Source organism: Streptomyces sp. NPDC018031 (genome assembly GCF_044327625.1).
Taxonomy (GTDB): domain Bacteria; phylum Actinomycetota; class Actinomycetes; order Streptomycetales; family Streptomycetaceae; genus Streptomyces.
In genome coordinates this window covers 157,648-178,968 of sequence record NZ_JBIRFT010000015.1, presented here as the reverse complement: position 1 = coordinate 178,968, position 21,321 = coordinate 157,648, and the positions used below count along the sequence as shown (strand labels likewise).

At 74.5% G+C, this 21,321-nt stretch carries 19 protein-coding genes and 1 pseudogene; 10 read left to right on the top strand and 10 right to left on the bottom strand.

Translation table 11 applies throughout. The features are described from left to right. The 3 genes and pseudogenes from ACH4B3_RS27300 to ACH4B3_RS27290 all read left to right on the top strand — a co-directional run. Window positions 1-846 (top strand): annotated as a pseudogene (locus ACH4B3_RS27300) (hypothetical protein); the annotation flags it as partial. A 262-nt stretch (window positions 847-1,108) separates the two neighbouring features. Next, complete coding sequence (locus tag ACH4B3_RS27295; RefSeq protein WP_398467099.1) at window positions 1,109-1,459, top strand: hypothetical protein; 351 nt, start codon at window positions 1,109-1,111, stop codon at window positions 1,457-1,459. 97 nt (window positions 1,460-1,556) lie between these two features. Continuing rightward, window positions 1,557-2,063 carry an FAD-dependent oxidoreductase gene (locus tag ACH4B3_RS27290; RefSeq protein WP_398467097.1) on the top strand — a complete coding sequence of 169 codons (507 nt, stop codon included), beginning with the start codon at window positions 1,557-1,559 and terminating at the stop codon, window positions 2,061-2,063. A 187-nt stretch (window positions 2,064-2,250) separates the two neighbouring features. Here ACH4B3_RS27290 and ACH4B3_RS27285 read toward each other — a convergent pair whose 3' ends face one another. Then, entirely contained in the window at window positions 2,251-2,583 is a 333-nt protein-coding gene (locus tag ACH4B3_RS27285; RefSeq protein ID WP_398467095.1) for an ArsR/SmtB family transcription factor, read from the bottom strand. 129 nt (window positions 2,584-2,712) lie between these two features. Between ACH4B3_RS27285 and ACH4B3_RS27280 the strand changes: the two genes are divergently transcribed. Further along, on the top strand, window positions 2,713-3,909 hold the full coding sequence (locus ACH4B3_RS27280) for an MFS transporter (RefSeq protein WP_398467093.1): 1,197 nt from the start codon (window positions 2,713-2,715) through the stop codon (window positions 3,907-3,909). Window positions 3,910-4,065: 156 nt separating this feature from the next. Here ACH4B3_RS27280 and ACH4B3_RS27275 read toward each other — a convergent pair whose 3' ends face one another. The 3 genes from ACH4B3_RS27275 to ACH4B3_RS27265 all read right to left on the bottom strand — a co-directional run bounded on the left by ACH4B3_RS27275 (window position 4,066) and on the right by ACH4B3_RS27265 (window position 6,933). After that, window positions 4,066-5,142, bottom strand: a complete 1,077-nt coding sequence (locus ACH4B3_RS27275; protein ID WP_398467091.1) for a ferritin-like protein — start codon at window positions 5,140-5,142, stop codon at window positions 4,066-4,068. Between the two features lie 117 nt (window positions 5,143-5,259). Further along, window positions 5,260-5,394, bottom strand: a complete 135-nt coding sequence (locus ACH4B3_RS27270; protein WP_398467089.1) for a hypothetical protein — start codon at window positions 5,392-5,394, stop codon at window positions 5,260-5,262. Between the two features lie 762 nt (window positions 5,395-6,156). After that, entirely contained in the window at window positions 6,157-6,933 is a 777-nt protein-coding gene (locus ACH4B3_RS27265; RefSeq protein WP_398467087.1) for an SDR family oxidoreductase, read from the bottom strand. Between the two features lie 199 nt (window positions 6,934-7,132). On the opposite strand from ACH4B3_RS27265, the gene ACH4B3_RS27260 reads away from it, so the two are divergent. Beyond that, window positions 7,133-8,008 (top strand): helix-turn-helix transcriptional regulator, encoded by an 876-nt coding sequence (locus ACH4B3_RS27260; protein ID WP_398467085.1) that lies wholly within the window; start codon window positions 7,133-7,135, stop codon window positions 8,006-8,008. A 69-nt stretch (window positions 8,009-8,077) separates the two neighbouring features. On the opposite strand, the gene ACH4B3_RS27255 is transcribed toward ACH4B3_RS27260, so the two are convergent. The 3 genes from ACH4B3_RS27255 to ACH4B3_RS27245 all read right to left on the bottom strand — a co-directional run bounded on the left by ACH4B3_RS27255 (window position 8,078) and on the right by ACH4B3_RS27245 (window position 11,274). Next, a complete protein-coding gene (locus ACH4B3_RS27255; protein ID WP_398467083.1) occupies window positions 8,078-8,725 on the bottom strand; it encodes a hypothetical protein in 648 nt (215 codons plus the stop codon). A gap of 243 nt (window positions 8,726-8,968) precedes the next feature. Next, entirely contained in the window at window positions 8,969-9,811 is an 843-nt protein-coding gene (locus ACH4B3_RS27250) for a class I SAM-dependent methyltransferase (RefSeq protein WP_398467081.1), read from the bottom strand. Between the two features lie 605 nt (window positions 9,812-10,416). Then, window positions 10,417-11,274 carry an NmrA family NAD(P)-binding protein gene (locus ACH4B3_RS27245; RefSeq protein WP_398467079.1) on the bottom strand — a complete coding sequence of 286 codons (858 nt, stop codon included), beginning with the start codon at window positions 11,272-11,274 and terminating at the stop codon, window positions 10,417-10,419. Window positions 11,275-11,627: 353 nt separating this feature from the next. Here ACH4B3_RS27245 and ACH4B3_RS27240 point away from each other — a divergent pair, with 353 nt between their 5' ends. The 3 genes from ACH4B3_RS27240 to ACH4B3_RS27230 all read left to right on the top strand — a co-directional run bounded on the left by ACH4B3_RS27240 (window position 11,628) and on the right by ACH4B3_RS27230 (window position 15,012). Continuing rightward, window positions 11,628-12,185, top strand: coding sequence for a GNAT family N-acetyltransferase (locus ACH4B3_RS27240; protein ID WP_398467077.1), 558 nt, complete (start codon window positions 11,628-11,630; stop codon window positions 12,183-12,185). A 161-nt stretch (window positions 12,186-12,346) separates the two neighbouring features. Then, window positions 12,347-12,664: a trypco2 family protein gene (locus ACH4B3_RS27235; protein WP_398467075.1), complete on the top strand. Its 318-nt coding sequence runs from the start codon at window positions 12,347-12,349 to the stop codon at window positions 12,662-12,664. Between the two features lie 35 nt (window positions 12,665-12,699). Further along, complete coding sequence (locus ACH4B3_RS27230) at window positions 12,700-15,012, top strand: trypsin-like peptidase domain-containing protein (RefSeq protein ID WP_398467073.1); 2,313 nt, start codon at window positions 12,700-12,702, stop codon at window positions 15,010-15,012. On the opposite strand, the gene ACH4B3_RS27225 is transcribed toward ACH4B3_RS27230, so the two are convergent. Both ACH4B3_RS27225 and ACH4B3_RS27220 read right to left on the bottom strand, forming a co-directional pair. Next, a complete protein-coding gene (locus tag ACH4B3_RS27225; RefSeq protein WP_398467071.1) occupies window positions 14,978-16,159 on the bottom strand; it encodes an MFS transporter in 1,182 nt (393 codons plus the stop codon). The genes ACH4B3_RS27230 and ACH4B3_RS27225 overlap by 35 nt on opposite strands. Window positions 16,160-16,290: 131 nt before the next feature. Then, the gene (locus tag ACH4B3_RS27220) at window positions 16,291-16,716 is read right to left on the bottom strand and encodes a carboxymuconolactone decarboxylase family protein (RefSeq protein ID WP_398467111.1); all 426 of its coding nucleotides are present in this window, start codon (window positions 16,714-16,716) and stop codon (window positions 16,291-16,293) included. A 74-nt stretch (window positions 16,717-16,790) separates the two neighbouring features. On the opposite strand from ACH4B3_RS27220, the gene ACH4B3_RS27215 reads away from it, so the two are divergent. Together ACH4B3_RS27215 and ACH4B3_RS27210 are read left to right on the top strand one after the other, a co-directional pair. Further along, complete coding sequence (locus ACH4B3_RS27215) at window positions 16,791-18,230, top strand: PLP-dependent aminotransferase family protein (RefSeq protein ID WP_398467069.1); 1,440 nt, start codon at window positions 16,791-16,793, stop codon at window positions 18,228-18,230. Window positions 18,231-18,775: 545 nt separating this feature from the next. Then, window positions 18,776-19,348 (top strand): GNAT family N-acetyltransferase, encoded by a 573-nt coding sequence (locus tag ACH4B3_RS27210; RefSeq protein ID WP_398467067.1) that lies wholly within the window; start codon window positions 18,776-18,778, stop codon window positions 19,346-19,348. A gap of 340 nt (window positions 19,349-19,688) precedes the next feature. On the opposite strand, the gene ACH4B3_RS27205 is transcribed toward ACH4B3_RS27210, so the two are convergent. Beyond that, window positions 19,689-21,014 (bottom strand): NAD(P)/FAD-dependent oxidoreductase, encoded by a 1,326-nt coding sequence (locus ACH4B3_RS27205; RefSeq protein ID WP_398467065.1) that lies wholly within the window; start codon window positions 21,012-21,014, stop codon window positions 19,689-19,691. Between the last annotated feature and the right edge of the window lie 307 nt (window positions 21,015-21,321).

The window sequence follows — 21,321 nt, the reverse complement described above, 5'->3', positions numbered from 1 at the left end:
CGGGCACGGCTGCGCGCCCGCTACGGCCGGGCCTGGAAGCGCAAGGCACCGGTGGAATCGCTGATGCCACTGCGGCTGGCCCGGTACGGAGTACCACTGGCGGAGACGGCCGAGGCGGGGCTGGCCGCCGCCGGCATCGGACCGTCGGCGGACCGGCCCGCCCTCACCGCGGGCCCGGTGGCCACCGCGGAGGTCGTGCACCGGCCCGCGAGGCCGGAGGGCGACCAGCCGGCGAAGCCGCACCCGGCCCTCGGCCCGGTCCCCGCCGGGCCGCCTGCGAGGCCGGGCGTCCCTGCCGAGCCGTCCGCCGCGCCGGCCGGCGCCGACTACGTGACCGCGGTCCAGGAGTACAGCGCTCAGTACGGCGTCTTTCCCAGCGCCTACCAGCTGAGCTTCTTCCTGTTCCACTCCTACGGGGTGGCCGACCCGGTCACCGGCCAGCCACTGCCCGAAGTGGAACTGCTCCGCGCCCTGTACGAGGCACGCCAGGCCGATGACGCACCCACGGAGGCCACCGCGGAGATCTCCCCGGCGGACACCGGTGAGGCGGCCGGACGGCCGGCGGTGGCCGGGGCGGGAGGCACCCCCGGTGAGACGGCCGTCGCCGCGGGCGGCGGGGCGTCGGCCGGGTCCTACGGGTCCGAGGACCCGACCCCCGCCGAACAGCGCCTCCGGCAGGTGGTCGCCTGGCTGGTGGAGGCCGAGGAAACCGGCGCGAAGCTCTCCGGCGCGGAGGTCGCGCGGCGGCTGGAGACAGCACCCCGTACCGGCCTGCGTCTGCTGAAGAAGGCCAAGGCGTTCCGGGAGGAGAACCCGCCGCGGCCGGCGGAAGACCTCCGGCACTGATCGGTGGTCCCCGGGCCGAGCCGCCCGGCGGGTACACCCCGCGCCCGCGTCCGGCACACGCCCCCGTGCGTCCCGGAGGCCGCCGTCATCGTGCTCCGGCACCAGGCGGGCGGTGACGACGAGCCCGGCCCGGCGGGTCCGGCCCGGCGGGTCCGCGATCCGGCAGGGCGGACGCGGCGGACCACCGGCTCGACGGCCCTGTGGCCGGCCGCCGGCGAGGACCGCCCGGCCACGCCGCCGGGGCCGTGGATAAGCTGGTGCGATGCCACTCGTCGAGGTCACCCACGCGCCGCACGTCGCGGAGTCGACGCTCCGTGAACTGGGTTCGGTACTCCCGCACTTGGTGTCGCTGGCGGTGGAGTGTCCCGAGGAGCCCTACGACGGGCATCTCCGGCCCGGTGATGTGGAGATCCGCTTCCGCCGGCTCGGGCCGCTGGACCGCAGTGGTCTGGACGTCGTGATCGAGGTGCGGTCGAAGTGGTCCGAGAGCAGGGCCACGAACCGTCAGGAGCGGGTGGACGCCCTGCACGACGCCGTTCGGGCGGCGACCGGGGTGCGCGCTCTGGGGGTGTACCTGTCGCTCCCGGTGGCCGCGTGGGCGCAGGGGGACTGACGCGGGCGCGACCGGCCTCCGGCAGCCGCCCGGCCGCCCCGGGGGCCCGTCCGGCGTCCGCCGTCAGCGGGTCCGGGCCGGCCTGGAGCGGCTGCGGGTGGACCTCGTGGACGACGGCGTCACGGAGGCCGCCGACGGCCTGGTGCGCCTTCGGCCGGGTGAGGCGCTTCTCTCCGACCTGACCCTGTGGGCGATCGTGAACGCCGTCCCCGACCTCGCGGCACGCAGCGGCCTCACGGTCGACGCGGCGGGCCGTGCGCTCGTGGACGGGTACCTGCGCAGCGTGGACGACGAACGCGTCTTCGTCGTGGGCGACTGCGCGGCAGTGCCGGGAGCACGCTTCGCCTGCGCGCTCGCCACGCGACAGGCCGCGCACGCGGCCAACACCCTGGCCCGGCTGACCGAGGGCCGCAGGCCCGAGCCGTACGCCCTGCGGTACCTGGCCCGGGCCGTCACCCTGGGACGGAGGGACGCGGTGGGCCGGCTCACCCGGCCCGACGACACCCTCCGGCGGGTCCTGGTCCCCAGGCGCACCGCGGTCGTGCTGAAGGAACTGGCGTCCCGCGGAGGGAAGTACGGCGCCCGGACGGGCACCGGCGCCTGAGTGCCGGCGTCGGCCGCCGGGGTGGGCGACGCCCTCGGTGGGGCGGTAACGGGGGCACGACGGCACACCGCCGACCGCGGCCGTGTGCGGTTCACGGCCGCGGTCGGCGCGGGGGACCTGCGGACCACGCGGCGCGCGGCGCCGGGCGCCGCCTTGGGGGCGGACGGTCCGGCGGTCGCGCCGGGCGTCAGCCCCCCGCCGCCGCAGGCGTACGGCGAGCCCCGTGGAGGACCGAGTCGAGCAGCCCGGGGAACAGTGCGTCCAGGTCGTCGCGGCGCAGCCGCACCAGCCGGGACCGGCCCTTGACCGTGGTCCAGGTGACGCCCGCCTCGCGCAGCACCCGGTAGTGGTGGGACAGCGTCGTCTGGTGCACGTCGAGGTCGCCGCCGATGGCGTTGCAGCTCTCCTCGCCGGTCACGGCGAGCCGTTGGACGATCTCCAGGCGCACCGGATCGGCCAGCGCCCGCAGCACCTCCACCATCCGGATCGCTTCGGTCGCCGGCTGGGACACCTCGCGCATCGCTTCCCTCCGTCCTTCGCGGGTCTACGGCCCAGCCTACCGAAACATTGATACATGGACAGCTATCCATGTGTCGCCTACAGTGCCGATCACCCACCTCCGTGGTGCTCCGGAAAGGCGGCACGATCCATGCTCAAACAACTCCTCCCCCTGGCCATGGCGACGTTCGCCGTCGGTACCGACGGCTACGTCATCGCGGGCCTGCTGCCCGCGATCGCTGCCGACCTGGGGGTGTCCACCCCGGCCGCCGGCCAGTTGGTGACCGTCTTCGCGATGACGATGGCGCTGTCGGCGCCGATCATGGGCGCCCTCACCAGCAGCCTGGACCGGCGGAAGGCACTGCTGATCGCCCTGGCCGTGTTCGTGATCGGGAACGCCGTCACCGCGCTGGGGACCAGCTACGGGGTGGTGATGGCCGCCCGTGTCGTCACCGCCGTGGGAGCGGGCGTCATCACCTCCGCCGCCTCCAGCACCGCCGCCGCCATCGCGCCGCCCGAGCGCCGCGGCCGGGCGCTGGCCTTCGTGCTGGGCGGCCTCACCCTGGCGACCGCGCTGGGGCTGCCGCTCGGCACCCTGATCGGCCGCGCAGACTGGCACGTCACCCTGTGGGCCGTTGCCGGAACCGGCCTGCTGGCGGCCGTCGGCATCATGGCCGGCCTGCCGAGGGTGACGCTCCCCGCCGCCTCGCTGCCCGACCGCCTGCGCCCCCTCGGGCAAGGCCGGGTACTGGCCCTGCTGGCGGTCACCGCACTGGCCTTCCTCGGCACCTACACCCTCTACACCTACATCGGCCCCGGCCTGGAGGACGCCACCGGCGGCAACGAGTCCCTGCTGACGCTGATCCTGCTTGCCTGGGGCGTCGGCACGCTGGCCGGGAACATCGTCGCCGGACGCCTGGTCGACCGGCGCGACTCCGCTCGCGTCCTCACCGGCACCCTCGCCCTCGCGACCCTCGCTCTGGTCCTGACCCCGGCGGCGACCCGTGCCCTCGCGCCGGCCCTGGTCTGGGCGGCGGTCTGGGGCGCCACCGCCGGAGTCGTCGTCGTCCCGCAGCAGCACCGGCTCATCTCCCTCAGCCCCGCCGCCGCACCGGTACTGCTCGGCCTCAACACCTCCGCGCTCTACCTCGGAGTCGCCCTCGGTGGCGGGCTGGGCGGGCTGGCCCAGGAGTGGCTCGGGCTCACCCCGGCCGAACTGGGGCCGGTGGCCGCGGGTGTCACCGCCCTGGCCCTCCTGTGGCACCTGGCCACCGCGCGCCGCGCCTCCGGCCCGGCCCCCGTCGCGGCGGCACCGGCCACGACCGCCACCCGGCGGTCCGGCGTGTGACCCCCGCGCGCCTCGCCGTTGCCCCATGGGCCGCCGACGGCCGGTGGGGCACGGCCGTGGCGGGGGAGCGGGGCGTCGGTGGCCCGGGCCGGGACCGCCGTCAGCGGCTGTGGGCGGGGCCGGCCGGCGCCGCGCCCGCCCCTCCGCGGCTTCCCCTCACGGCTCCTCCGGAACGAATCGGAACTCCGGACCGTAGGTCTTTCCACCTCCATCGGGCAGCGGCTTGCGCATCAAGTCCTGGGCCGGTCCTTGCAACTGGAACATCTGGCCGACCGCACGGTTCAGCATCTGCGCCGCCGTGCCGGGCTGGTCCGCCTGCCAGGCGCGCTCCAGGAACCGGAGCAGCGAACTGTAGTGGCGGTTGAAGGTGTCGAGGTCCTGGCGGACGTCGTCGGGGACCGGCACCCCGCCCGCGGCCCAGCCGCCCGCCGGTACCGTTCCCATCGGCAGGGCCCTGGGCATCGGCACCTCGGCACCCTGGAAGTCGAATCGCGGTGGATCGTCGAACGCGCGGATCAGCTTGCGTCCGTGGAAGATCTCCCGGAACGAGTAGAAATGGGCAAGTTCCCCGGTGTTGCCCGGGAAGGGGTTCTCCGGCGACACGGTGGTGCCTTCCCCCTGTTCCTTGATGATCTTCACCGCCGCTTCGACATCGGCGAGTGAGCCGAGGGCGACCACGTCATTCCCCTCACCGTGGGACGACATGTCCCTGGTCAGCTGCCGGGTGCCGCTGATCAAGTCCGGTTGGGCGCGGAACGCCTCGAGGATCGCCGTGTAGAAGGCACCGATGGACGTGTGCTCCTCCTGGTCCTCGGCCACGGGGTCGTCAGGCCGCTCGATGCCGGAGTACATGTCGAGCGCCTGCTTGGTCAGCCCGGTCAGGGAAACCGTCAGCCCGGGCCGCACACCACCGGGAAGCGGCCCCGGATACTTCGGCACCAGGCTCTCGTCGGCGATGCGCGGCTCACCCCCGATGGTGGTGAGCATGTTGCAGGCCAGGGCCATGTGCGACATCTCGTCGAAGACGATCGCGTGGATCGTCCGAAAGGCCTCCGACTCCTGGTCCGGCTCCTCGATCGACCAGAGCCCGCACAAGTAGGGCGGGAGCGTGGCGAGTTCCAGCATGATGGCCTGCTGCAGCGACTGCTTCAGCCACGGCTCGTCGCGCTCTTCGGCAGGCGACTCCAGGAGTTCGACGATCGCGTTGCTGCGATAGTTGATAACGCTTGACATGACATCCCCTCATGCGTGGTGACGGTCGTCCTCCGGTGCTCACGCCATGGACGGTTCAGCCCGCTGCGCGCCGCCCCGGCGCCCGTCGGCCGGCGGGGCCCGTTCCGCGGCGACCGGTCAGGCGACCGAGGCGGTCGCCTTCCTCTGGTGGAACCAGCCGGTGAACTCCGGGTACAGCGGGACACCGGGGTCGGGAGGCGCCTCGACGCGGTTCCGGGGATGGCGCCGGACGACCCAACCCCCGGCGGTCATCCGGCGTACGGGGAGACGGCCGATGCCGGGGCACCCCCGACCGCCATGCCGCCCGGGCACCGTCGCCCGGTTTCACCGTACGCACGGTGAAACCGCGGTACCCGAGCCCCGACGGCTCGACCACGGACGTGACGGGGGACGGCTGGTCCGTGTCCGCCTCGACCCGATCCGTCAGCTCCCGCTCCGCCCGGGTCGTCAGGAACCATCGGGGGCTGGACACGGCTGAGAAAGTGTCAAGTTCAACTTCCAGCATGATCGGCTCGCTTCGCAGCCTGTGGCGATCAGGGACGACCCCTGCCCACGGCGCGCGGGTGAGGCATCCGCTTCCCGGCCCTCTCCAGGTTACGCCCGGACCGTTGGCCCCGCATCGCGCGTCACCGGCCGCTCCACCGCGGCATCGCGAACCAGGGCGGTATCCGTCGGCGTTCGGCGTTCCGCCGGTTGCTGACACCACCGGCCGGTGGACGGGCGGACGGCGCCCATCACGGAGGCGATCGCGCGCCGATGACGTAGGCGATCAGCGGGACGGACAAGGGCCCTTCCCGCCGTCCGGGGCCGCGCACCGGCACTCGAACCCTACGGAGCCGCCGCGCCACCCGCTGTCGCGATCACCGGGACCAAGGCGAGGGTCGCGTCGGGCGGAGTCGCGGACCCCGCGGCTCGCCACCGCCGGCCGGGCCTCGCCCGGGCCGGCGCCCGGCGAACGGACCGGGGCCGGCGCCGCGCCGGCCCCGGCCGTTCACCGACGGTGGGGGGGGCACCTCAGCCGAGCTGGCGGGTGGGCATGATGGTGACCTGCTGGAGGTTGACCCGCGGGGGGAGGCTCGCGAGAAAGCCGACGGTCCGCGCGACGTCCTGGGGCGTCAGCCACTCCACGGTCTCCCTGGAGCCCTCCAGCCACTCCAGCGCCCCCGCGTCGGTGACATGACTCTGCAACTCGGTGCCGACGATGCCCGGCTCGATCGCCGAGACCCGGACGTCCTTCGCCCCCAGTTCGACTCGCAGGTGCCGGGAGAGATGGGTGACGTACGCCTTGGTCGCGGAGTAGACGGCGAAGTTCGGGAAGATGTTCTGCGCGGCGATCGAGGACGTGTTGACCAGGTCGGCCACGCCCCGCTCCGCGGCCGCTTTCACCAACTGCGGCGTGAACGCGCCGATGACGTTCATCAGTCCGGTGATGTTCAGGTCGATCTGCCGCTGCCACTGGTCGGTGGCCAGTTCCTCGACCGGGGCCGGGAGCATGACACCCGCGTTGTTGAACAGCAGGTCGGCACCACCGGCCTGGGCCGCCACCCGGTCCGCGGCCGCCCGCACGGCTGCGGCGTCGGTCACGTCGACTTCCAGGGCGAGCGCCGTACCGCCGTCCTTCTCGATCCGGGCGACCAGGTCGTCCAGCCGCTCGGCACGCCGCGCCAGGACGACGACGCGGGCGCCCAGTGCGGCCAGGTGCTCGGCCGAAGCCTCACCGATGCCGCTGGAGGCACCGGTGACGACCGCGACGCGACCGGTGAGGGGACGGGCAGAGGTCTGCGTGGGCATGGGAAAACCTTTCGAGGTGGGTGGGGTGAGGGGGCCGGGTCTGCGGCCTGCCGCCGCCGGCCCCCTCACAACAACACCACCCGCGGACGTCTCACGGGACGTCACAACGGGCCCTGAGCAGGCAGGTCTCCGCGAGGCAGGTACTGGCAGTACCACCTGGCGCCCCGCGTGCCCGGCCCCCGCCCGCCACACTGGGGGTATGGATGACCGTAGTCGCGAGCTCGCCGATTTCCTGCGCACCCGCCGGGCCCGGATCACCCCCGACCAGGCCGGACTGCCCGCCGACGGCCGGATCCGCCGAGTGCCCGGCCTGCGCCGTGACGAGGCGGCCCGCCTGGCCGGGGTGAGTACCGAGTACTACACCCGGCTCGAGCAGGGCCGTGCGCAGAACCCCTCGCCCGAAGTCCTCCACGCCCTGGGCCGCGCCCTGCAGCTGGACGCGGCCGAGCGCGAGCACCTCACCGATCTCCTGGCGCGCCCCGCCCCGGCCCGGCGAACCCCCGCGGGCCCGCAGCGCGTGCGCCCCGGACTGCACCTGATGCTGCAGACCCTCGACCACGTACCCGCCTTCATCCTCGGCCGGCGCACCGACGTCCTGGCGTCCAACCGCCTGGCCCGGGAAGTCCTGACCGACTTCGACGCCCTGCCCGCGACCCGGCGGAACCTGGCCCGCTACTACCTGCTGGACCCCGAGGCCCGCGACCGCGTCGGCGACTGGGAACGGATCGCCGCCGAGACCGTCGCCATCCTCCGCCTGGAGGCCGGACGCCACCCCGACGACCGCCGGCTCGCCGACCTCATCGGCGAACTCACCCTGAAGTCACCGGAGTTCCCGGCCTGGTGGAACGACCACCGGGTGCTGCGCCGCACGCACGGTACGAAGCGATACCACCACCCCCTGGTCGGCGAGCTGTCCTTCGCGTACGAGTCCTTCCAGGCCCCCGGCGACGCCGAACAGACCCTGTGCGTCTACAACGTCGAGCCGTCCTCCGGCACCGCCCAGGCCCTCCGGCTCCTCACCAGCTGGACCGCGCCGCAGCCGGCGGCGGCGTCGGAGGAACCAGGAGGCCGGTAGGGCCTCCTCCGACGTGGCCGGGCCGCCGCCCCGGTGGTGTGAGCGGGCCGCGCGGGCGGCCTCCCGAGGCTACGCCGGTTCCAGCAGGACGGCCGGCAGGGTGCCCGTCACGATCTCGTCTCGCGGCAGCGCGAACCCGAAGAAGCCGTCCAGGACGCTCAGCGCGGTGCGGTGCACATCCCCGCGGTCCCGGTCCGGATCCGGCAGGCCGGCGGCGGTCAGCAGTTCCTGCAGGCGGGCGGCCGTCGCCGGGTCGCCGTCGACTCCCCGGTAGCCCCACGAGGCGTCCAGGTGCAGATTGCAGCCGCTCAGGAGCCGGCCGTCGTGGAAGTACGCGAAGTCCGGCGGGACCGGCTTGCCGTTCTCCTCCTCGTACTCCAGGACGCAGACGTGCGCTCCGCCCTCCGACAGCGGTGCCGGCGGGCCGAACTCGCCGGGCCAGCCGCCGTAGGCCACCGCGTAGGACCAGTCGCCGGTGTGACCCAGGCGCAGGCCGATGCCGTCCGAGGGATCGCCGTATGTCTCGTCCATGAGCCGCAGAAGGGACTCTCCGGTGTGCTCCCCGACCGCCACGGCGATGTGCTCGGCGTCGTACAGCACGGCCGCGGCGAGGCGGCCGGCGAGTTCGTCAGCGGAGAGGCCGCGGGCGAGCACCACGCGGTACCCCCCGAACGCGATGCACCGGGGGTCGGCGAGCCAGGCTGTTCCGATCGTCATGGCTGCCATCCTCTCCGCTTCCCCTGACAACGCGGCGCCGGCCCCGGGCATCCCCGCCTGTGCCCGTGCCCGTGCCGGGGCAGCGCCTCGGTCCGCCCGGTCCGGTTCCCGTGGCCACCGTCGGCCGGCCGAGTCGGCGGATCGGCTGCTGGACCGGCTCACCGGCACCGGCACGGACGCCCCGGCTCCGTTCCGGTGGCCGGCCCGGCGGCCGGCGTACCGTCGCCGGCATGCCCGCCCGGGTCAGCGCACGGCATCCCCGGGTTTCCAGCCCCAGACGGTGAGCATGCCGGCCGACAGGGCGGCGCACTCGTCGGAGTCCAGGTACCGGACCGCCGCGTCGACGGCTTCGTCGTCGACCAGGCCGGTGGCGAGCATCGCCGCTCTGCTCCGCTCCCAGGTGTCCGCCCAGAAGCGGCTGATGGGGCTGCCCGGGACGAGGGGCGGCACCTGGATCTCGGCGGCGACGCGGGTGAGCCCCGCCGCGCTCAGCAGTCGCGGGTACGACGGCACCCAGCTCACATCGGTGCCGATGGTGGCCCGCAGCCCCTGCCACATCGCCCGCATCGCTTCGGTGTACGGCGTGCCGGGCTCCCGGTCACTCGTGAGGTCGACCGCGTCGCTGAGCACCAGCACACCGCCGGGTGCCACCAGGTCGGCCAGTGCCGTGACGAGGCGGGCGTGCTCGGGCAGGTGCATCAGCACGAAGCGTGCGTGGACGAGCCGGAACCGGCCGGGGGCGAAGCCCGGAACGGTGATGTCGGCCTCCAGCACCTCGAACCCGGGTGCGGTTCGTCCGGTGAGGAACCGTACGTCGCGGTCCACGGCGAGGACGTTCGCCACGCCGGCCTCGTCCAGCAGCCGGCGGGAGACCGTGCCCGTGCCGGCGCCCACGTCGAGGCAGTGCCACCCCGGGCCGGCCCCCAGTGCCCGCAGCCGCGCCATGGTGATGTCGTCGTAGGCGAGCGCGCCGAGGTCGATGCGCTCGTCCTCGCCCGACTCTTCGGGACGGAACACCGCCTCGCCGTAGCGGCCTCCGTCCCGGGCGCCACCGCCCGCGGCTCCTCCGCCCGGCGCGGCGGTCATGCGGCCGCCCGCCCGGCGTCGCGGGTGCCGCCGACCCGGTCGGCCGGCCGCCGGCCGGACGCCGGATGGGGCCGCCCCCCGGCGTGACGGGGGCGCCCGTACCCGGCGCGCCGGCCGCATCCGAGATCCTGCGGGCCGGTGCGCCTGCCGGAGCGGAGCTTGACCCGAGCGGCGGGGTGGGCGTCGCCGAACCGTCTCATGACCGGACCTCTTCGCACGGTGGGGCGTTGCCGGCGGCCCGTCCCGGGGCCGCGGCCCCATCGATTCTCCACCGGTGGCCGGCCGCACGGCCGAGGCGCGCCGTGCCTGCGCCGACCGGCCCAAGGGAGTGAGGGCGCGAAGGTGCCGCCCGCGGGCCCTGCCGGTGTCCTGCCCTGCCGGCGCCCGGGGCCCGGCCAGAGGTCCGGGAGTGGGAGTCCGGCGGCCGACGGTGACGGACCTGCCAGGCCCTCGCCCCACCCGGCACGCCACGGTGACGGACCGTGCCACGCCCTCGCCCCACCCGGCACGCCACGGTGACGGACCGTGCCAGGTCCCCGTTCCATCGCGGCCGGGCTGCCACGGGCGGGGTGGCGGCCTGCCCGGCGGCCGCCACCCGCACTGCGTCACCGTCCCGGCACGGAGTTCCCGGCCTGCACGGACGCGGCGCCGACCGCCTGGAAGCGTTCCGCGTGCTCGGCGACCCACTGGGTGAACGTGCGCGCCGGACGGCCGGTCACCTTCTCGACGGTGCCGTCGACGGTGGTGGAGTCGTCGGTGGGAGCGGCGTACCAGCCGACGACGTACTCGGCATCCGCCTTGGGCACGCCGGTGGCCATCAGCCTGTCCACGGCCTGTTCGTGCGTGATCGGAACGAATCCGATGTCGCGGCCGACGGCCCGGGACAGGATGGCGATCCGCTCACGGGGGGTCAGCGCCTCGGGCCCGGTGAGGTTGTAGGCACGCCCCGCATGGCCCTCGTCGAGCAGTGCGACCGCGGCCACCGCCGCTATGTCGGCCTCGTGGACGAGGGCACTGGGGAAGTCGTACGGCTCGCGCACGACCCCCTCGGCCCGGACCGATTCGGCCCAGGTCAACGTGTTGCACATGAACTCCTGCGGTTCCAGGCGGGTCCACTCCACCCCGGAGTCCGCCACGGCCTGCTCGACCGGCCCCACCCATCCGCCCCACACCACGGTGATGCGCCGTACGCCCGCGTCGACCGCCCGCCGCACCAGTTCGGGGCCGACCTCGGCCAGGCCCGCCGTCACCGTGATGTGCAGCCGGCTGACGCCGTCGAGGGCGGCATCCAGCCCCTCCGGAGCGGTGTGCGTGCCGGCCGCGAGCTCCACCTCGGCCGGGAACCTGCCCGCGGCCGCCTGCGGATTCCGTGTCAGTGCCCGGACGCGCTCTCCTCGGCGGACCAGTTCTGCCACCACGTGCCGGCCGGTGTTTCCGGTGGCACCCGTAACCAGTGTCGTCACAGCGACTTCCTTTCGTCGCCGACGACCCTAGAAACTCAACCGCACTTGAGGTCAACACGTCGTTTTCGACGGGTCGGGCGGCGACACGCGGGGAGGCCGCGGCGGGACCGGACGACGGGCGGTGCGCCGCCGGCCACCGGTGTGGTCGGCGCCCCACGGTCACACCGCGGCCGGCTGCGGGCGGCCGTCCGACCGCCGGCCGAGCCGCTGTTCATGCCGGTCACTCGGCCGGGTCGGCCGCTGGCGCCGTCCGGATCGATTGCTCCGGACGGTGTCCGGCCGACCGCCCTCCCGCCCGGACCGGGGCTCAGGGGATGGAGGATGATCAGGTGAACCGTCCGGGAAGGGTCTCCATGAAGGTCATCTTGCGGGTGGACGCCACCCCGTCCGCCTCCGCGCTCCTGCTGCGTCCCTGGCACGCCGATGACGTGGACCCGCTGATCGGGGCCTATCGCGATGCCACGTTGCGTCATTGGACGGGGCTCGCCGTGGAGAGCACCGCGGACGCGGAGGAGTGGCTGGAGCTGCAACGGCGCGGCTGGGAGAGCGGAGAGCGACTGGGCTTCGCCGTGTACGAGGACCGCTCCGGAGACGAAGGCGAGCTGGCCGGCAACGTGGTCCTGAAGCGCACCGGTAGCCCGGCATCCGCAGAGGTCGGCTACTGGACGGCGGCCCACGCCCGAGGCCGGGGGGTGGCCCCGCGTGCCCTCGAGGCGCTCACTCACTGGGCCTTCGACGCCTTCGCGGTCGAAGGCCTGAAACGCCTCGACCTGCTCCACCAGATCGACAACCTCGCCTCGTGCCGGGTCGCGGAGAAGACCGGCTACCTGTTCCACCAGGTCCTTCCGGCGCAGCCTCCCTTCCCCAGGGACGGCCACCTGCACATACGACGGGCCGGCGGTCCGGCCTGACCCGGCCGGGTCGCCGGCCGCCCGCCGGGCGGGCCGCGGGAGCCAGGAGCCCGGGGCGAGCCGGCACCCCGAGGCCCGTGCCGTTGCCCCTGCCTTACGCTGAGTCAGCACAACGGTGACACGAACGACCGTACGAGGGGGATGCGTTGGGGGCCGCGGACATGGAGCTCGCCGAGGCGGTGCAGGCGGTGCGTGACGAGTTGATGAGTGCCGCCGCCCAGGGCGCTGGCAGCGACGTCTCCTTCAAGGTGGGGCCGATCGAGCTGGAGTTCACCGTCGAGCTGCGGAAGGACGCCCGTGCACGGGGCGGCATACGCGCGTTCGTCGTCTCCGGGGAGACCGACGCCGGGACGAGCCGGGCGCGTACCCACCGCGTGTCGGTCACGCTCGAGCCGGTCCGGTCCAACGGAGAGCCGGTGCTCATCGCCGCCGACGACGAGGGTGACGTGTCCGGTCTCGCCGGGGCCGGCACCTTGTGAACGGCACCCCGCTCCCCGGGAGGCCGGCCGGCCCGGTGCACCACCGCGTCGCCGCCGTGCAGATTCCCGGCGGCAGGGGCAGCGGCTATCTGCTGACCCCGCGGCTTCTCCTCACCGCGGCACACGTCGTCCGGGACGAGCCCGACGCACGGGTGACGGTGGTCGGCGGAACGGGCACCCGGCGCGCCCGGGTGGTGTGGCGGGGAGCGGGGGTGTGCGACGCCGCCCTGCTCGTCTCCGCCGAGGACCTCGTCCGGCCGGAGACCGCCGCACGACTGCCCCCGGTGCGCTGGGCGCGTCTGACGGACGACTCGCCCCTCGGCGGCTGCCAGGCCATGGGCTTCCCCCGCGCCCAGCACGACCGGACCCGCGGCGTGGACCTCGAGCACATCGAGTGCGCGCTGCGCCCCGGCTCGGGCATCGTCCGCTACCGGTACGTCCTGGACGTCAAGGACGTCGCGCCGGAACCGGCGGGCGGCAGGTCACCGTGGGAGGGCATGTCGGGGGCCGCGCTCTTCGCCCAGGGGCTGCTGCTGGGCGTGGTGACGGAGGCACCCGGCAACTGGCGGCACCGGCGGCTGGAAGCGGTCAAGGGCGCGACCCTGCTCGACGACGCGTCCTTCGTCGCCGCCTTCACCCGCCATGCCGGGACCGCGCCGCCGGTCGACGCACTGTCGTCGGCCACCCGGACGAGGAAGCCGCTCGTCCTGGCCGGGACGCTGCACTCCGCACCGCGGGAACTGGCGGCGACCATACGCGCGCACTGGACCACCGCCCGGCAGCAGTTCTTCGACCGCGCGGGCGGCACACCGCCCGGGCCCACCACCGGCCGACGCGACCTGCTCACCTGGTTGCAGCAGTTCGACGACCCCTTCACCGACGATGTCGAAGCGCGTCGGGAGCTGATCGACCGCCGGCTGACGGACCCGGAGGTGACGCCCGACCTGAAGGTCCTGCACCTGCTGGGCTGGCTCGACCCGGACGGGGAGGCGGTCTGGAAGGGGACCCGGGTGACCCTGGAGTCGCTGGCCACGGCGTGCCTGCGCGGCCGCCTGGACACCGACGGCCCGGCGGCGGAGGTCTACCGGGACCTCCGCGCGGGCGGACTGCTGGAGGCGCTGGCCGACTTCACCGAACTGCGCGGCCTGCGCGGGACGCAGCAGGCATGGGACGACGCCTGGCGGTCCTGGCGGCGGGCGGCCGGACCGGTCGATCTGCCGGACCGGGCCCGGGAATGGGCCGATGGCGACGCCCGCGGCATGCTGCTGGCCGCACTGCTGCCCGATCCCCGTACCGGGGAATGGATCCGCACCGCCTTCGGGCGGCTGACGCCGCCCGCCGCGGGGCGAGTCGCATGGTACGACCGCTTGTGTGAGCGGGGCGGCGACCCCGGGTCCCCCGTCGGGCAGCTCGTGCGCACCGACTTCGCCGCCTACGCCGCGGTCGACGCGGAGCGGCGGGCCGAACGGGCGGCCCGTGCGGAGGAGGACCGCGCGCTCGCGGCGGCCCGCGCCGAACACGAGCGTCAGTGGGCCGCCTGCGAGGCCCGTCGGCTCACCCCCGCCGCCCGCTGGGGGGCGGCCGTCCGTGTCACGCTGTGGCTGGGGGCCTGGGGAGTGGTGACGGTCCCGGCGGCCTGGCTCGTGTGGGGCTGGACCCGACCGTCCATGGCCGTGACGCTCGCCTGGCACCTGCCCGCGCTGTCCCTGGCGGCCTACGCCGCCCGGTTGCCCCGAGCCGTGCGGCTGGGCGCGGCCTACCGACCGCCGCTCCGCAGCCCGCGCAAGTGGCTCCCGGCCGACCGCGCGAGCCTCCGCGGCGGGTTGCTGAAGGCGGGCTTCGTGTTCGGCGCGGTCCTGGTGGCCGGGGTGCTGCTGCACGACGTGGGCCGGATCCTCACGACCGCCTTCTTCGCGTGTCTGTGCCTCACCGTGTACCGGTACGCCGGCCACGGCCACCAGGGGCCGGTGCCGTCGAGCCTCCGCGACTGGGACGACGGGCACCAGGCCCGGCTGCGGACCCGAGTGACCGTGCGGAAGGAAGCCGGCGCCTCCCGCGACACCACCCGCCCGCTCCCGGTGTCGGCGCGGGAGCGGGCAGCCGTCCACCAGGCGCTCATCACGGGCGTCGCCGGCGGCGGCGTCGGCATCGCCGGACACGAGCGGTGGCCGCGCTCCACCGACCGCGCCACCGGCCAGGTTCCCCTTCGGCCGGTGTCGGGTCCGGATGGGGACGCCGGCGAGGTGTGGTGCGGCCTGGACCAGCGATCGACCTCGCCGTCAACGCCCCTGCCCCCGGCGGGGTCCCGAGGCGCTACGTCGCCGGGCGGCGGACCGTCACCAGCGTGAGCAGGGCGAGCCCGGAGCCGATCCACAGGACGCTCGTCATGGCGAGGGAGTCGACGGCCCAGCCGCCGAACAGCGCGCCGAGTGCGATCGACAGGTTGAACACGGTCACGAACAGCGAGGACGCGGCTTCCGCGGCGGTGGGTGCCGCGCGCATGATCCAGGTCTGGAGGGTGACCGGCACCGCCCCGTAGCCGAGTCCCCACAGCACCAGCAGCGCGGCCGAGCCCACCGGGCCGTCGGGCACCACGGCGAGCAGCGCCATCGCGACGGCCAGGGTGGCGCCGATGCCGACGACGGTCTGCCGCATCCGTGTGCGGACGAGGGCGCCGGCGAGGAAGTTGCCGCAGATCCCGGCCGCGCCGAAGACGAGCAGCAGCACGCTGGTGAGGTCGTCGTCCACGCCGCGGCCGTCCAGGACGGGGCGTACGAAGGTGTACGCGAGGAAGTGGCCCGTGATCACCAGGAAGGTCATCGTGAGGCCCGTGCGCACGGCGGTCTCGGTCCGCAGCACCCGGGGCAGGTCGGCCAGGGTGAGGGTGCGCTCCGGCGGCAGCTCGGGCAGCAGGAAGACCATGCAGACCATCGCCAGCAGCCCCAGCGACCCCACGGCCGCGAACGCGACCCGCCAGCCGCTGAGATCACCCAGCAGCGTGCCGGTCGGGACGCCGAGGACGGACGCCGTCTCGACGCCGCCGAAGATGACGGCGGTGGCCCGCGGGACCTGCCGCTCCGGGACCAGCCGCAGCGCGATGCCGCCGGCGATCGCCCAGAAGCCGCCCACGCCGATGCCGATCAGCACCCGGGCCGCCAGGACGAGGGCGAAGTCGGTGGCGAAGGCGGAGGCCAGGTTCGCGGCCCCGACGACCCCGATGAGCAGGACCAGGACGAGACGGCGGTCCACGCGGCCGGTGGCCACGGTCACCAATGGCGCGGAGACCGCGGCGACCAGACCGGGCACGGTCACCATGAGCCCGGCGGTGCCCTCGGGCACGTCCAGGGCGGTGCCGACCGGGGTGAGCAGACCCACGGGCAGCAGTTCGGAGGTCATCAGGGAGAAGATGCCGAGTGTGACGGCGAGGACGGCGAGCCAGCCCTTGAGGGCTGAACGCTCCCCGGCGGGGAGCGGTGGGGAGACGGCGGCGGTCATGGAGCGATCCGTCCTTCCGGATGGTGCGGGCACGGTCTTGGGGCATGCGCGGGGGTGCGGCGGACATGCCGCGGGCGGCGGTCGGCACACAGCGGCCGCCCGCCGCCCGCGGGAAGGAGGGGAGCGGGTCGCTACGCGGTGCCCGGGGTCTTGCGCGTGGTGACGTTCATGCGGTTCCAGGCGTTGACGGTGAGGATCAGGGCGATCAGGTGCGCCAGTTCCTCTTCCCCGAAGTGCCGGGCGGCCTCGTCGTACACGTCGTCCGGCACGCCCTCCGGAAGCCGGGTGACCGCCTCGGTCAGGGCGAGCGCGGCGCGCTCCGCGGCGGTGTAGAGGCTGGACTCCTCCCACGCGCTGAGCTGGTAGATCCGGTCCTCGCTCTCGCCGCCCTTGCGGGCGTCACCGGTGTGGTAGTCGATGCAGTACGCGCACCGGTTGATCTGGGAGGCACGGATCTGCACGAGTTCGATCAGGACCGGGTCCAGGCCCTGGCGGGCCGCGGCGTCCAGAGCGAGCACGGCCTTGAAGACCTTCGGGGCGACGGTGGTGAAGTTCATCCGCTGGGGGATCTCGACTGCTGTCATGCCAAGAACACTAGGAGCCGATTAGCCCCTTGGTATGGTGCATTTCCATGGAAGATCATTGGGGCAATTCTCCGTCGAGTGACGACCGGGTCCCGGGTACGGACCTGCATCTGCCCCTCACCGGAAAGGGGAGCAAACGCGATCAGCTGATGCACGCCCTGCGAGAGGCCATCAGCTCCGGCCGGCTGGCCCCCGGCACCCGGCTGCCCCCGTACCGCGCCCTCGCCAAGGACCTGGGGCTGGCCCTGAACACGGTGGGAGCGGCCTACGGAGAACTCGTCGCGGAAGGCTGGCTGACCGCGCGCCAGGGCTCCGGAACCCGCGTCGCGCAGCGCAGCCGCCCCCTTCCCCGGGAACGCACGCACCGCTCCGCCCCGCCGCCCCGGCGGCCCGCGCACGACCTGATGCCCACCTCCCCGGACGCCGCCGCGTTCCCGAGGACCGCATGGCAGGCCGCCGCGCGGCGCGCCATGGCCGCCGCCCCCAACGACGCCTTCGGCGTGGGCGATCCCCACGGCCGCATCGAGCTGCGCACCCAGCTCACCGAGTACCTCGCGCGCGCCCGCGGGGTCCGTACCGCGCCCCACCGGATCATCATCTGCGCCGGTGTGGCCCACGGGCTGAGCCTGCTCGGCACGGTGCTGCGCCGCCCCGTGGCGGTGGAGGCCTACGGCCTCGACTTCCACCGCGACCTGCTGACCGCCGCCGGGCGCGACCTGGTGCCCCTGCCGGTGGACGCGCACGGCGCCGATGTCGGCGCCCTGCCCGGCACCGGGGCCGGCGCCGTCCTTCTCACCCCCGCCCACCAGTTCCCCACCGGCGGCCCCCTGCACCCCGAACGCCGGGCGGCCGTCATCGACTGGGCGCGCGCCACCGGCGGGCTGGTGCTGGAGGACGACTATGACGGGGAGTTCCGCTACGACCGCGAACCGGTCGGCGCCGTCCAGGGCCTGGACCCGGACCGGGTCGTCTACCTCGGCTCGCTCAGCAAGAGCCTGACCCCCGCGCTCCGCCTGGGCTGGATGGCCGTGCCCGACCACCTCGTCGACGAACTCCTGGCGGCCAAGGGCTCCCGCGAACTGTGGTCCGGCTCGGTGGACCAGCTGACCCTCGCCGAGTTCCTGGCCGGCGGGGCGTACGACCGCCATCTGCGCCGCATGCGGCAGACCTACCGGCGTCGGCGCGACCAGCTGGTGACCACACTGGCCCGACAGGCCCCGCACATCACGGTCAGCGGCATCGCCGCCGGACTGCACGCCGTGCTGGACCTCCCGCCCGGCACCGAACAGCAGGCGCTGCGGGCGGCCGGACGCCTGGGTGTCGCCCTCGCGGGGCTCGCCCCGTTCCGCCATCCGGACAGCGGCATGCCCGCCCGCGACGGCCTGGTGATCGGTTACGGCACCCCGCCCGACCACGCCTTCGCCGGAGCGCTGAACGCCCTGTGCATGGCGCTGCCCGCCGCGCCGCAGCGCACGCCGCGGGGGTGACCGGGGCGTGTGGGGGGAGGCGCGGGGGCGGAGGTACGTCGTCCGGCGGTCGCGGTGCCGCCCGGCATATGGCCCCCCCCGGGGGCCCACCCGGCGGTGTGGTGGCCGGCGGAGCCCGGCCATGGTGCGGACCGGTGCCCGGCCAGGGCGGCCGGACACGCGCCGCCCCCGGAGCCGGTGGCGTTCGAGGGCGTCCGGCCACCGTCGGCGACCCACCGGGGCGGAGGGTCCGGTACGCGCCCGGAGCCTGCGGGGGCATCGCGACTGCCGACGCCGGGCGTGACCGCCGCGATGGCCGGGAATCGGCCTCCGCTCCGCCGTTGTTACGCGTATACGGCAAGTGCCTTGAAGACCTGGCCAAGAGGAGGGTGTGCTGTGGGCGGACGGTGGTGTCGGGGACCGAGCCGGCGGGCGGCGAGACCGGCGCGGGGCTCGCGCGGAGGGAAACCGCTCGGGCACGCAGCGGCGTTGGCCAGGGACGCGTACCCGCGGTGCCGCTCCGCGGCGGAGTCGCCCCGTACCGCGCACCCGGCGGGAGCCGTCTGATGGCCGCGTTCGTCGAGCGGGTCTCGGGGGCTCGCCTGCTGTCGTACGCGGCCGGCCTGCGTACCGTCTACGTGGACGCGTTCGGCGCCCCGCCCTGGTCGGAGGGCCCGGAACAGGCCGACGCCTACCTGGATCGGCTCACCGCGGATGTGGACCGGCACGGTTTCACCGCCGCGCTCGCGCTCGACGGGGACACCGTCCTCGGCTGGGCGACCGCCTGGACCACTCCGCACCCGTTCCCCGCCGACCGCAACTACCCGCGGATATCCGCCGCTTTGGGCGAGCGGCGCACCACCGAGTGGCTGTGCGGAGCCCGCAAGGTCGACGAACTGGCGGTCGCCGCCCACGCCCGGGGCACCGGCCTGGGCGCCCGGCTGCTCGATGCGGTGACCGAGGACCAGGCCGATGGCCGCTGCTGGCTGATCACCTCGGTCCATGCCCGGGCCACCGTCGGCTTCTACGAGCGGACGGGCTGGACCCAGGCCACCGATCCGGTACCCGGGGGCGCCGGTCTGGTGCCCTTTCTGGGGCCCGGTCACCCGGCCCGCATCTCCGCGCCTCGCCCCGTCTGACCACCGACGTAGGGAGCGGCCCCCATGCGCGCCACCGGCCTCCGGGGTGCGTGTGGGTGCCTCGCGGTCCCACCGACGCGGCTTGACCCTCACCTCGTCTCGCCTCGTCCTCACCAACGGCTGACCGGGTGGGAGGTCGACGGCACCTGGGAGACGATCCTCGGCGCCGTCCCGGCAGCGGCGGACGCCGATGCCGACGACCACAACAGGACGGCACGGCACGGGACGACACAGCACAGCACGGCACAGGACGGAACTCGGCGGACCGGCCTGGACCTTGGCCGAGGGCCCCGGCGGTCCCCGGGGACGGGTCGGGCCGTCCCCGGGGACCGCATGGGGGTCAGGGGGCGGTGCGGCCGCCGCGTATGGCTCGCGCCATGAGCCGGGGATGGAACAGCGAGGCGGGGGGCCGGTCCATGCCGACGACCCGCATGAGGGCGGCCGAGGCCTCCGTGTCCGACTCGGCGGCCCGCGCCATCCGCCGCAGATAGGCGGCGCCGAGACGGACACCGGGCAGCCGCGACTTCGCTTCGCCGACCAGCGGCGCGTCCCCGTGGGTGGCGAACCACCAGGCCGGGGCGGTGACCCGGGCCGCCGCCCGGAAGTAGCGCCGCCACAGCCCCCTCACCCCGCCGCGCAGTTGCCGGTCCAGTACGCGGGCCTGCGCGGCGGCGTTGGTCATCCCGGAGCCGTAGACCGGATTGACGCTGCACATCGCGTCCCCGGTGACCAGGAAGCCCTCCGGGAAGCGGTCCAGGGAGTCGTAGCGGCGTCGGACCCCGGCCGGGTACTGCATGACGTGGATGTCGCCGACGCCGGTCGCCCGGGGCAGCGCCTTCAGCAGGTACTCGGGCGCCAACTGCTCCACGATGGCGTTGAACCGCTCCGGGTCACCGGTCGGCCGGCCCGGGCCGTAGCCGTAGACCGACAGCGACCACTGGTGGTTCTCCCGGGCCACGAAGGCGAGTCCGAGCGGGCGGCCGGGGTGCGGGCCGACGCTGACCAGCCGGTCGTTGCCCAGGACGTCCGGCGGCAGGTCGTACAGGCGGGTGACATAGCTGAGGGAGACGGGCATGCGCTGTTCGGTGGGCTCCGGGTAGCCGAGGGCCCGCAGCCACGCCCGTGCCCGTCCGGAGCGTCCGGTGGCGTCGACGACGAGGTCCGCGGGTAATTCCTCCCGCTCCGCGGCTCCGCTCCGGCCTATGGTGACTCCGGTCACCCGCTGTCCCGCGGCGGTGACCAGGTCCATCGCCTCCCAGCCGCGCCGCACCGAGACGTTGGGCAGCGCACGCACCCGCTCCGCGACGCGGTGTTCCAGCAGGGGACGGCTGAGGAGGACGGTCTCCCGGCCGATCTCGGTCTGCTTGAGCTGGTGGCCGTAGACGTACACCCGGTGCTGGGTGAGGACGCTGGCCCGCACGGCGCCGTGCTCGGCGCACTCGGCGATGATGCCGGGGAAGAGCGACTCGAACAGATCCGAGGCCTTGAGCAGCAGGCCGTGCGGATGATGCCCCTGCGGGATGCCTCGTCGCGGGCCGTCGTCCGTACGGGTCGCGTCGCGTTCCACCACGGTGACCCGCCGGAAGTGGTCCGCGAGCACCCGGGCGGTGAACAATCCACTCATCCCCGCTCCGAGTACCACCGCGTGATCCTGTGAAATCGTCATGGTCCGTTCCCCATCTGTGGTCGGTTCCGGTGCGTGCCAGGGATTGCGCCGAGCCTCGGAGACGTCGTCGGAGAAGAGTGGGAAAAGAGGAGGGGCCGGGTCAGCTGCCCGGGCAGGCGGGCGCCGGGGCCCGCCTGCGCGTCCGGCGCTCCGCCGGACGCGGCCGGGTCACCGCCCGGACCCGCCGCGGGATCTGGTGCCCCGGCGCCGCGGTGACACGGGCCCGGGCGACGGGCGTGGCGGTGCGCAGCCTGGGCTCACCGGTGTACCCCCGTGATGTCCATGAGCTGATGATCTCTCATGGACC

Bases quoted from the DNA above. Each gene is read 5' to 3' on its own strand.
- ACH4B3_RS27295 (WP_398467099.1), top strand. From the start codon at position 1,109: ATGCCACTCGTCGAGGTCACCCACGCGCCGCACGTCGCGGAGTCGACG.
- ACH4B3_RS27285 (WP_398467095.1), bottom strand. From the start codon at position 2,583: ATGCGCGAGGTGTCCCAGCCGGCGACCGAAGCGATCCGGATGGTGGAG.
- ACH4B3_RS27280 (WP_398467093.1), top strand. From the start codon at position 2,713: ATGCTCAAACAACTCCTCCCCCTGGCCATGGCGACGTTCGCCGTCGGT.
- ACH4B3_RS27275 (WP_398467091.1), bottom strand. From the start codon at position 5,142: ATGTCAAGCGTTATCAACTATCGCAGCAACGCGATCGTCGAACTCCTG.
- ACH4B3_RS27270 (WP_398467089.1), bottom strand. From the start codon at position 5,394: ATGACCGCCGGGGGTTGGGTCGTCCGGCGCCATCCCCGGAACCGCGTC.
- ACH4B3_RS27265 (WP_398467087.1), bottom strand. From the start codon at position 6,933: ATGCCCACGCAGACCTCTGCCCGTCCCCTCACCGGTCGCGTCGCGGTC.
- ACH4B3_RS27260 (WP_398467085.1), top strand. From the start codon at position 7,133: ATGGATGACCGTAGTCGCGAGCTCGCCGATTTCCTGCGCACCCGCCGG.
- ACH4B3_RS27255 (WP_398467083.1), bottom strand. From the start codon at position 8,725: ATGACGATCGGAACAGCCTGGCTCGCCGACCCCCGGTGCATCGCGTTC.
- ACH4B3_RS27250 (WP_398467081.1), bottom strand. From the start codon at position 9,811: ATGACCGCCGCGCCGGGCGGAGGAGCCGCGGGCGGTGGCGCCCGGGAC.
- ACH4B3_RS27240 (WP_398467077.1), top strand. From the start codon at position 11,628: ATGAAGGTCATCTTGCGGGTGGACGCCACCCCGTCCGCCTCCGCGCTC.
- ACH4B3_RS27235 (WP_398467075.1), top strand. From the start codon at position 12,347: ATGGAGCTCGCCGAGGCGGTGCAGGCGGTGCGTGACGAGTTGATGAGT.
- ACH4B3_RS27225 (WP_398467071.1), bottom strand. From the start codon at position 16,159: ATGACCGCCGCCGTCTCCCCACCGCTCCCCGCCGGGGAGCGTTCAGCC.
- ACH4B3_RS27220 (WP_398467111.1), bottom strand. From the start codon at position 16,716: ATGAACTTCACCACCGTCGCCCCGAAGGTCTTCAAGGCCGTGCTCGCT.
- ACH4B3_RS27215 (WP_398467069.1), top strand. From the start codon at position 16,791: ATGGAAGATCATTGGGGCAATTCTCCGTCGAGTGACGACCGGGTCCCG.
- ACH4B3_RS27210 (WP_398467067.1), top strand. From the start codon at position 18,776: ATGGCCGCGTTCGTCGAGCGGGTCTCGGGGGCTCGCCTGCTGTCGTAC.
- ACH4B3_RS27205 (WP_398467065.1), bottom strand. From the start codon at position 21,014: ATGACGATTTCACAGGATCACGCGGTGGTACTCGGAGCGGGGATGAGT.